This is a genomic window from Bacillus sp. R86525 (assembly GCF_042466195.1).
GTDB classification, from domain to species: domain Bacteria; phylum Bacillota; class Bacilli; order Bacillales; family Bacillaceae_G; genus Bacillus_A; species Bacillus_A nitratireducens.
Genome location: NZ_JAXHPX010000007.1, coordinates 5,085,350 through 5,095,000 on the forward strand (window position 1 = coordinate 5,085,350; position 9,651 = coordinate 5,095,000).

Consider the following 9,651-nt stretch of genomic DNA (forward strand, 5'->3'; position numbering starts at 1 on the left):
TCAAAGGAAGTAGAAGCTTTTTTCTTCTTATTTCATACTTTCTAAAAGCTCTTGCTCATAATCATAAAGAGCTGTTGGATAGTCACCATTGAAGTAAGCCATACATAGACCGCCATATTTCCCTTCATATGGACGTCCAATTGCATCTACTAGTCCATCTTCACTTAAAAATGTTAAAGAATCTGCTCCGATTATTTCACGAATTTCTTCTACCGTATTATTTGCTGCAATTAATTCTTTTCTCGTTTGAATATCAATGCCATAGAAACATGGATACTTAAGAGGTGGTGAAGCGATTCTTACATGAACTTCTGTCGCTCCAGCCTCACGAAGCATACGAACAATTCGTTTACTTGTTGTTCCTCTTACGATAGAATCGTCAATCATAACAACTCGTTTTCCTTCAACTACACCTCTTACTGCTGAAAGTTTCATCTTAACCCCTTGCTCTCGCAGTTCTTGAGAAGGTTGAATAAACGTACGTCCAACGTAACGATTTTTAATTAGTCCTAACTCATATGGAATGCCTGTCGCCTCCGCATAACCAATTGCTGCTGAAATACTAGAGTCTGGTACACCAGTAACAACATCAGCTTCAATAGGTGCTTCCGCCGCTAAACGTTTCCCCATGTTTTTACGTGCTGCATGAACGTTAATACCTGCAATATTAGAATCCGGACGTGCAAAGTAAATGTATTCCATACTACAAATTGCATGATCTACTTCATTTGTAAAACGATCTACGTGAATTCCTTCATCATTGATGATAAGTAATTCACCGGGTTCTACATCACGAATATACGTTGCACCTACTACATCAAAAGCACATGTTTCTGATGCTACAACGTAAGCATCCCCCATCTTTCCAATTGAAAGAGGACGGAATCCATTCGGATCTAGCGCAACAATCATTTCATTTCCAGTTAGTAAAAGGTATGCGAACGCACCTTTCACTTTATTTAGAGCTTCTTTTACACTTTCAATTAAAGAATCTTTCGTACTACGTTTAATGAGATGTAAAAGTACTTCTGTATCTGAACTAGTTTGAAAAATACTTCCTTCCGCCTCTAATTCACGGCGAAGCATTTTTGCGTTAATTAAATTTCCGTTATGAGCTAACGCCATACTATGATCGGAAAAGCGGAATAATAATGGTTGAACGTTAGCAACTTCACTTCCACCAGCCGTCGCATATCGTACGTGTCCAATTGCCGACTTTCCGTTTAATCCTTCTAGCTCACCTCTTGAAAACACTTCTGATATTAAACCTAACCCCTTGTGACCGACGATTTTTTCCCCATTATTTACGACGATGCCTGCGCCTTCTTGACCACGGTGCTGCAAACTGTGCAATCCATAGTACGAAACTTGTGCTGCATTTTCATGCCCCCAAATTCCGAAAACGCCACATTCTTCATTTAACCCCTTTATTTCAGCAAGCATGGGATTGCCCCTTTCCAAGCCTTTCTCATTTCATCTACATTTGCTGTAAGTAATACTTCATTTTCTTCATTATGAATTGTTACTTCATTTGTATTTGTTACTTCTCCAACTTGAATTGCTTCTACCACTTTCTCGAATGCTTCTTTATTTTCACGTTTTACAGTTATAACGAAGCGAGATTGTGACTCAGAGAATAATGCTGCTGTTGCTTCTCCATCTAATTTCACATTAGCACCTAAACCGTTAGCACCAATTGCACTTTCAGAAATTGCAACTGCTAAGCCACCTTCAGCAACATCATGTGCAGATTGAACAAGGCCAGCTTGAATTGCTTCTAATACTTGTTTTTGGCGTTTTAATTCTACATCTAGATCGATACTTGGTGATTGGCCGAAAATTTTGCCGTGGACCATTTTCTGTAATTCACTTCCACCAAACTCAGCTTTCGTCTCTCCGATTACGTAAACTAAATCGCCAGCTTGCTTAAACTCTTGTGTTGTTACATGTTTTAAATCGTGTACAAGTCCAACCATCCCAACTGTCGGTGTTGGATATACTGCTTCACCACTACGCTCGTTATACATTGATACGTTTCCGCCGATAACTGGCGTTTGTAATGTGCGACAAGCTTCACTCATACCATCTACTGATTTTTCAATTTGCCAGAAGATTTCTGGTTTTTCTGGATTACCGAAGTTTAAGCAATCTGTAATTGCAAGTGGCTCTCCTCCAGAACATACGATATTACGTGCTGCCTCTGCTACTGCAATTTTACCGCCCACTTCTGGATCTAAATAAATGTAGCGAGAGTTACAATCTGTCGTCATTGCTAATCCTTTTTCTGTACCGCGTACACGTACAACCGCTGCATCTGAACCTGGTGTAACAACTGTGCTTGTGCGAACTTGATAATCATATTGATCATAAACCCACTCTTTACTCGCAATCGTCGGTTGTTGTAATAAAGCGAATAACGTTTCTTTATAATTTTCTACTTTTGGTGTTTCCATTTTCATCTGCTGGAACTCAGCAAAGTATGCTGCTTCTTTTGATGGTTTATGATAAATTGGTGCTTCTTCTGCAAGAGCATCTGCTGGTACTTCAGCCACCTTTTCACCTTTATGGAATAAGCGAAGCATTTTGTCTTCCGTTACTTTCCCCATCGTAACTGCTGCAAGACCATACTTCTCAAATAAATCTACTATTTCTTGCTCTCTACCTTTTTTTATAACAATTAACATACGCTCTTGTGATTCAGATAGCATCATTTCATATGGTGTCATTCCTGTTTCACGCTGTGGTACATCATCTAAGTACATTTCAATACCCATACCTGCTTTACTTGCCATTTCTGCAGAAGATGACGTTAAACCAGCAGCTCCCATATCTTGAATTCCAACAAGTGCATCCGACTGAATAAGTTCTAAGCAAGCTTCAATAAGAAGTTTCTCCATAAATGGATCTCCTACTTGAACTGCCGGACGTTTCGCTTCTGAGCTTTCAGATAGCTCTTCAGATGCGAATGTTGCACCGTGAATACCATCACGACCAGTTGATGCTCCTACGTACATTACTGTATTACCAGCACCGTGCGCTTGCCCTTTTTTAATATCTTCATGGTTAATTAAACCTACGCACATTGCATTTACAAGTGGATTTCCTTCATAACATGGATCAAATTGTACTTCGCCGCCAACAGTAGGAATACCGATGCAGTTACCGTATCCTGCGATTCCTGCTACTACTTCTTCGAATAAATATTTCACACGTGGTGATTGTAATTCACCGAAGCGAAGTGAGTTTAATAGAGCTACTGGACGTGCTCCCATAGAGAATACGTCACGAATAATACCACCAACGCCTGTTGCTGCTCCTTGATATGGTTCAATAGCAGAAGGGTGGTTATGGCTTTCCATTTTAAATACAACCGCTTGATTATCACCGATGTCTACAATTCCAGCACCTTCTCCAGGTCCTTGCAGAACGCGCTCACCCGTCGTTGGGAATTTACGAAGTACTGGCTTCGAATTTTTATAACTACAATGTTCAGACCACATAACAGAGAATAATCCTGTTTCTGTATAATTTGGCAGACGGCCTAAAATCTTTTCAACCATGGCAAACTCTTCGTCTGTTAGCCCCATTTCCGCATATATGCGCTCTTCTTTAATTTGTGTTGGATTTGGTTCAAGCATTAACGACATATGTTTCCCTCCACTGTTTTAAGATAGATTGAAAGACTTTTAACCCTTCAGCACCACCAAGCAATTCATCTACAGCACGCTCTGGGTGTGGCATCATACCAAGTACATTTCCCTTTTCATTTACAATACCAGCAATATCTGAAACGCTACCGTTCGGATTTTCTACATAACGGAATGCGATTTGATTATTCTCTTCTAATTGTTTAAGAGTCGCTTCATCACAATAGTAATTCCCTTCACCATGTGCAATTGGAATATTGATTACTTCATCTTTTTCATATTGTGATGTAAACATCGTTTCATTATTTTCAACACGTAACTGAACAGTGCGACACATAAATTTTAAGTTTTCGTTTCTCATTAGTGCTCCTGGTAGTAATCCTGATTCAACAAGAATCTGGAATCCATTACACACTCCTAAAATTGGTTTTCCTTGCTCAGCAGCTTTTTGCACTGCTTTCATTGCGTTAGCAAAGCGAGAAATAGCACCACAACGTAAATAGTCACCGTAAGAGAATCCACCAGGTAGTAAAATTGCATCATATTCATCTAAATTCTCTCTATCGTGCCAAACGTAATCTACTTCTTCACCAAGCTCATCTTTAATTGCATGGAACATATCGACATCACAGTTCGAACCTGGGAATACTATGACTGCAAATTTCACTGTGCGACAACCTCCTCAACTTCATAACGGAAGTCTTCCATTACAACGTTTGTTAATAGTTTTTCACACATTTCTTTTACCTTTGCGTCAAGGTCAGATACTGATTTATCAATTGTTAACTCCATATATTTTCCGATTCGAACGTCTTGTACTTCTGTGAATGAAAGACTATGAAGCGCCCCTTTTACTGCTGTTCCTTGTGGATCTAATACGCTTTCTCTTAACGTTACATATACCTTAACTTTATACATGTGAAATTCCCCCTAAACGTTTTAAAATCTCTTCATAAGCTTCTGTTAAATTTCCAAGGTCTCGACGGAATACGTCTTTATCAAATTTTTCATTGCTCGTTTCATCCCATAAACGGCAAGTATCTGGTGAAATTTCATCCGCTAAAATGATTTCTCCTTCATCTGTTACACCAAACTCTAATTTAAAATCTACTAATCTTACACGACAGCTTGCGAAATGATCAATCAACACTTGATTGATTTGTAGAGCCATATCTCGTAATACGCTTACTTGCTCTGGTGATGCAACGTTTAATACACGAATATGATCTTCCGTTACAAGCGGATCTCCTAAATCATCATCTTTGAAGTAAAATTCTACGATTGGTTCTGCAAGTACAGTTCCCTCTTCCATTCCTAATCGTTTTGAAAGACTTCCTGCAATTACATTCCTTGTGACAACTTCTAGAGGAATAATACTCACTTTTTTAACAAGTTGCTCTGTTTCAGATAACTTCTCTACAAAATGTGTTTTTATTCCTACTTCTTGTAACTTTCTGAACAATAAAGTTGTAATCTCATTGTTCAAACGACCTTTTCCTGTAATCGTCTCTTTTTTCTCCCCATTGAAAGCAGTCGCACTATCTTTGTACTCTACCCAAACCATATCTGCTGATTCTGTACGATAAATTCTTTTTGCCTTACCTTCATACAGCAATTCTAGCTTTTGCATTTCGCAAGCCCCCTGTAGTTTGAAAAATGTGAATAATGTTTTTATAAAGAATGGCACAGAATGACTCTATTCTGTGCCATATGAAATTTTACGCTTCGTTTAACCCAAGGCGTTCAAAGATTGTATCAACGTGTTGCATATGATGCTCATAGTTGAAGCATTCATTAATTTCTTCTTGTGATAACTTGCTCGTAATACGCTCATCGGCTTCTACAAGCTCTTTAAATTGTACTTGTGTTTCCCAAGCTTCCATCGCTTTAGGCTGTACGATATCATAAGCTTCTTCACGTACCATACCTTTGTCGATTAATGTAAGCATTACGCGCTGAGAATAAATTAAGCCGTATGTTCTTGTCATATTGCGTTTCATATTCTCTGGGTATACAGTTAAGTTTTTAACGATATTACCAAAGCGATTTAACATGTAATTTAACGCGATTGTAGCATCTGGTAAAATTACGCGTTCTGCTGAAGAGTGAGAAATATCGCGCTCATGCCATAATGGAACATTCTCGTAAGCTGTCATCATATAACCGCGGATAACACGAGCTAAACCAGTCATATTTTCAGATCCAATTGGATTACGTTTATGTGGCATTGCAGAAGAACCTTTTTGGCCTTTTGCGAAAGCCTCTTCAACTTCACGTGTTTCACTCTTTTGTAAACCACGAATCTCAACTGCCATCTTTTCAATAGATGTTGCGATTAGTGCAAGTGTTGACATGTAATGAGCATGGCGATCACGTTGCAATGTTTGTGTAGAAATTGGTGCTGCTTCTAATCCTAAGTTTTCACAAACAAATTTTTCTACGAATGGATCAATATTCGCGTATGTACCAACCGCACCAGATAATTTACCAACGCGAACTGTATCAGCAGCTTGTTTGAAACGCTCTACGTTACGTTTCATTTCTTCATACCAAAGACCAAGTTTTAAACCAAATGTTGTTGGTTCTGCATGAACACCGTGTGTTCTTCCCATCATGATCGTGTATTTATGCTCTTTCGCTTTGTTAGCTAAAATGCTTACAAAGTTTTCTAAGTCTTTTAATATGATTTCATTCGCTTGTTTTAAGATGTAAGATAACGCTGTATCTACTACGTCTGTAGATGTTAAACCGTAATGAACCCATTTACGTTCCTCACCTAATGCTGGTGTTTCTGATACAGCGCGAGTGAATGCAACTACGTCATGACGTGTCTCTTTTTCAATTTCATAAATACGATCAATATCAAATGATGCATGCTCACGAATTTTTTTAACATCTTCTTTTGGAATGTCGCCAAGCTCAGCCCATGCTTCACAAGCTAAAATCTCAACTTCTAACCATGCCTTAAATTTGTTTTCTTCCGTCCAAATTGCACCCATTTCAGGGCGTGTATAACGATTAATCATCTTTTTCCCTCCAACAGTTGTTCTTGATGGTCCCAAATATGCAAACTCTTCGCTTTTTCTAGAGCGACTTCAATATTATCATTTAAAATATTAACATGCCCCATTTTTCGCTGCGCTTTTGCTTCTTCTTTTCCATACAAGTGTAAATAGCACCCGGTTAGTCTATTCACTTGTCCTAGGACCCCTTCTATATGTTCGCCTAAAATGTTTACCATGACAACTGGTTTTAACAAATTTGTTTCGCCAAGAGGTAAATTACAGATTGCTCGAATATGTTGACCAAATTGACTCGTTTCACATGCATCCTGTGTATAGTGTCCTGAATTGTGAGGTCTTGGTGCTAATTCATTAATGTAAATCTCACCGTCAGCTGTAGCAAACATCTCTACCGCTAGTGTTCCCACAAGTTCTAGTTCATCCGCGAGCACTTTTGCATAAGCAATTGCTTTTTGAGAAAGTTCTTCTGTAATGCGGGCTGGAACGATAGATTCATGCAAAATGTTATTTACATGAATATTTTCCGCTACCGGAAATACTTTCGTTTCACCACTTACACTACGAATCACAATAACTGATACTTCTTTTTCAAAAGGCACCCATTTCTCTAAAATACACTCTGCTGCATTCGCAAGCTCTCGCGCTTTATCAACGTCAGCCTCACCTCTTAAAACAACTTGACCTTTCCCATCATATCCGCCTGTCGTCGTTTTTAAGACGGAAGGATATGATAACTCAGTGATTGCTTCAGTAAGCTGATCTTGAGTTTGAACTAATCTATACGTTGCTACTGGTAGCCCAGCTTTCTCAATCGCATTCTTTTCTGTAAAACGATTTTGTGTTTTACTTAACAACTGACTGCCTTGCGGTAAGTAAGCATGCTTTTCAAGCCATTGTAAACATCTATAATCAATATTCTCAAATTCATATGTGACAACATCACTGATCTCTGCTAAATGCTGAATTGCTTTTAAATCGTCATATGGTGCAACAATTTCAATATCAGCAACTTGTGCACATGGTGAATGCTTTGTAGGATCTAAAACAGCAATTTTATATCCCATCTCCTTAGCTGCCAATGCCATCATTCTTCCTAGCTGGCCGCCTCCAATAATGCCGATTGTTTTTCCAGGTAAAATGATTCTCGTCATACTAGCTCACTACCTTCACGCACAGTTTTCTCAATAGCTTCTCGTCTCAACTCTAATGCATCATGTATATCATCATGAAATGATCCAAGTATTTGTGCAGCAAGTAATCCAGCATTCGTTGAACCAGCCTTACCAATTGCAACAGTTGCAACTGGAACCCCTCCTGGCATTTGGACGATGGATAATAATGAATCTAAGCCGTTTAACGCTTTTGATTGAACTGGAACTCCGATTACAGGAAGATTCGTCTTCGCTGCAACCATTCCTGGTAAATGCGCTGCTCCACCGGCTCCAGCAATAATAACTTTTAATCCACGTTCACGAGCTGTCTCTGCATATTCAAACATATAATCCGGAGTCCGATGAGCGGATACAACTTTTTTCTCATACGGTATATTTAATTCATCTAAAATGTCACAAGCATATTTCATTGTTTCCCAGTCTGACGTGCTTCCCATTATGACTCCAACTAGTGATTTCATATTAGAATCCCCCCGATTCAAATAAAAAAAGCCTGAAATAGAACAGTTTCTCTTTTACTATGAGAGAAAGCGCTCTACTCAGGCATACGTATCCCTTGTGAATAGAAAAATACCGAGTGACTTTCCCTCATAGTCTAACGAATAACGGTCGTTAGGTAGAGACTTGCAGGCCATATCCCCGCGATTATATGAGGTCTTATATATTATTGTTTCTATGGCTATATTAACAATATTTCATAAACAATGTCAACAAATAATCGAATGTTTTTTTATTAGCAATCGTTAACGTTCGTGTTTTAGTTATATTCAAAAGAAGAATTGCAACTATATGCAAGAAGAAAAGGGAATTAGAATATATATTTCTAGAGATCTATTTTATGTCTAATTGACTTCAGTATGTTTCAACCAAAGTATATATACTCTTGTATTCTATACATCAATAGAACTTACATTATAACCATTTAATTTCTAAGGAGGAATAACCGTGAAAAAAATAACTGTGCTATTATCCTATTTATGTTTCTATATCGCGATAATTGCTGTAATTATTGAATACTTATTTATATCATCCCATTTTTTCTACTCTCATTATTTTAGATATATACTTATGATAGAAATAATACTTCCTATCTTAGGTATTATTTTAGGAGCATTCGGAAAATCAGGAGCACAAAAAATCATTGCCATTATTTTAAACAGCCTCTATTTCATTCTTTTTTCTTCTTTAGCGTCATTCAATTTATGGATTTTGACATTTGGTAAATAAAAATAAACACAAAAAAACCTAAGTCGAAACGACTTAGGTTTTTGCTTGGCGACGTCCTACTCTCACAGGGACAAGGTCCCAACTACCATCGGCGCTAGAGAGCTTAACTTCCGTGTTCGGTATGGGAACGGGTGTGACCTCTCTGCCATCATCACCAAACTATGAAGGCATATTCCTTCAAAACTAGATAACATTTGCTACATATTATATGGTTAAGTCCTCGATCTATTAGTATTCGTCAGCTCCACATGTCACCATGCTTCCACCTCGAACCTATCAACCTGATCATCTTTCAGGGATCTTACTAGCTTACGCTATGGGAAATCTCATCTTGAGGGGGGCTTCATGCTTAGATGCTTTCAGCACTTATCCCTTCCGCACATAGCTACCCAGCTATGCCCTTGGCAGAACAACTGGTACACCAGCGGTGCGTCCATCCCGGTCCTCTCGTACTAAGGACAGCTCCTCTCAAATTTCCTACGCCCACGACGGATAGGGACCGAACTGTCTCACGACGTTCTGAACCCAGCTCGCGTACCGCTTTAATGGGCGAACAGCCCAACCCTTGGGACCGACTACAGC

At 38.7% G+C, this 9,651-nt stretch carries 9 protein-coding genes, 2 rRNA genes and 1 riboswitch (1 of these 12 running past the window's edge); of the genes, 1 reads left to right on the plus strand and 10 read right to left on the minus strand.

All coding sequences use genetic code 11. The features are described 5' to 3' along the window. Positions 1 to 27: 27 nt before the first annotated feature. From purF to purE, 8 genes are all read right to left on the minus strand, one after another. On the minus strand, positions 28 to 1,443 hold the full coding sequence (purF, locus tag SJY24_RS28760; RefSeq protein WP_071747191.1) for an amidophosphoribosyltransferase: 1,416 nt from the start codon (positions 1,441 to 1,443) through the stop codon (positions 28 to 30). After that, positions 1,428 to 3,647, minus strand: coding sequence for a phosphoribosylformylglycinamidine synthase II (gene purL, locus SJY24_RS28765; protein WP_000055548.1), 2,220 nt, complete (start codon positions 3,645 to 3,647; stop codon positions 1,428 to 1,430). Before purL ends, purF begins: the two co-directional genes overlap by 16 nt. Then, a complete protein-coding gene (gene purQ / locus SJY24_RS28770) occupies positions 3,631 to 4,314 on the minus strand; it encodes a phosphoribosylformylglycinamidine synthase subunit PurQ (RefSeq protein WP_000666771.1) in 684 nt (227 codons plus the stop codon). Before purQ ends, purL begins: the two co-directional genes overlap by 17 nt. Further along, on the minus strand, positions 4,311 to 4,565 hold the full coding sequence (gene purS, locus SJY24_RS28775) for a phosphoribosylformylglycinamidine synthase subunit PurS (RefSeq protein ID WP_000278821.1): 255 nt from the start codon (positions 4,563 to 4,565) through the stop codon (positions 4,311 to 4,313). Before purS ends, purQ begins: the two co-directional genes overlap by 4 nt. Beyond that, the gene (gene purC, locus SJY24_RS28780; protein WP_001170543.1) at positions 4,558 to 5,277 is read right to left on the minus strand and encodes a phosphoribosylaminoimidazolesuccinocarboxamide synthase; all 720 of its coding nucleotides are present in this window, start codon (positions 5,275 to 5,277) and stop codon (positions 4,558 to 4,560) included. The genes purS and purC overlap by 8 nt, the downstream gene beginning before the upstream one ends. A gap of 88 nt (positions 5,278 to 5,365) precedes the next feature. Next, positions 5,366 to 6,673: an adenylosuccinate lyase gene (gene purB, locus SJY24_RS28785; protein WP_000610751.1), complete on the minus strand. Its 1,308-nt coding sequence runs from the start codon at positions 6,671 to 6,673 to the stop codon at positions 5,366 to 5,368. Beyond that, positions 6,670 to 7,821, minus strand: a complete 1,152-nt coding sequence (gene purK / locus SJY24_RS28790; protein WP_377867084.1) for a 5-(carboxyamino)imidazole ribonucleotide synthase — start codon at positions 7,819 to 7,821, stop codon at positions 6,670 to 6,672. Before purK ends, purB begins: the two co-directional genes overlap by 4 nt. Then, positions 7,818 to 8,303, minus strand: coding sequence for a 5-(carboxyamino)imidazole ribonucleotide mutase (purE, locus tag SJY24_RS28795; protein WP_002010008.1), 486 nt, complete (start codon positions 8,301 to 8,303; stop codon positions 7,818 to 7,820). Before purE ends, purK begins: the two co-directional genes overlap by 4 nt. A gap of 110 nt (positions 8,304 to 8,413) precedes the next feature. After that, positions 8,414 to 8,515, minus strand: a riboswitch (purine riboswitch). A gap of 272 nt (positions 8,516 to 8,787) precedes the next feature. On the opposite strand from purE, the gene SJY24_RS28800 reads away from it, so the two are divergent. Further along, positions 8,788 to 9,069, plus strand: coding sequence for a hypothetical protein (locus tag SJY24_RS28800; RefSeq protein WP_377867085.1), 282 nt, complete (start codon positions 8,788 to 8,790; stop codon positions 9,067 to 9,069). Positions 9,070 to 9,112: 43 nt separating this feature from the next. Here the strand turns inward: SJY24_RS28800 and rrf are convergent. Next, a 5S ribosomal RNA gene (gene rrf, locus SJY24_RS28805) occupies positions 9,113 to 9,228 on the minus strand. A gap of 49 nt (positions 9,229 to 9,277) precedes the next feature. Beyond that, positions 9,278 to 9,651: ribosomal RNA gene (locus SJY24_RS28810) — 23S ribosomal RNA — on the minus strand (it continues 2,548 nt past the right edge of the window).

Excerpts from the sequence above, each read along its gene's own strand:
- purE (WP_002010008.1), bottom strand. The coding sequence starts at position 8,303 with ATGAAATCACTAGTTGGAGTCATAATGGGAAGCACGTCAGACTGGGAA.
- purL (WP_000055548.1), bottom strand. The coding sequence starts at position 3,647 with ATGTCGTTAATGCTTGAACCAAATCCAACACAAATTAAAGAAGAGCGC.
- purC (WP_001170543.1), bottom strand. The coding sequence starts at position 5,277 with ATGCAAAAGCTAGAATTGCTGTATGAAGGTAAGGCAAAAAGAATTTAT.
- purS (WP_000278821.1), bottom strand. The coding sequence starts at position 4,565 with ATGTATAAAGTTAAGGTATATGTAACGTTAAGAGAAAGCGTATTAGAT.
- purB (WP_000610751.1), bottom strand. The coding sequence starts at position 6,673 with ATGATTAATCGTTATACACGCCCTGAAATGGGTGCAATTTGGACGGAA.
- purK (WP_377867084.1), bottom strand. The coding sequence starts at position 7,821 with ATGACGAGAATCATTTTACCTGGAAAAACAATCGGCATTATTGGAGGC.
- purF (WP_071747191.1), bottom strand. The coding sequence starts at position 1,443 with ATGCTTGCTGAAATAAAGGGGTTAAATGAAGAATGTGGCGTTTTCGGA.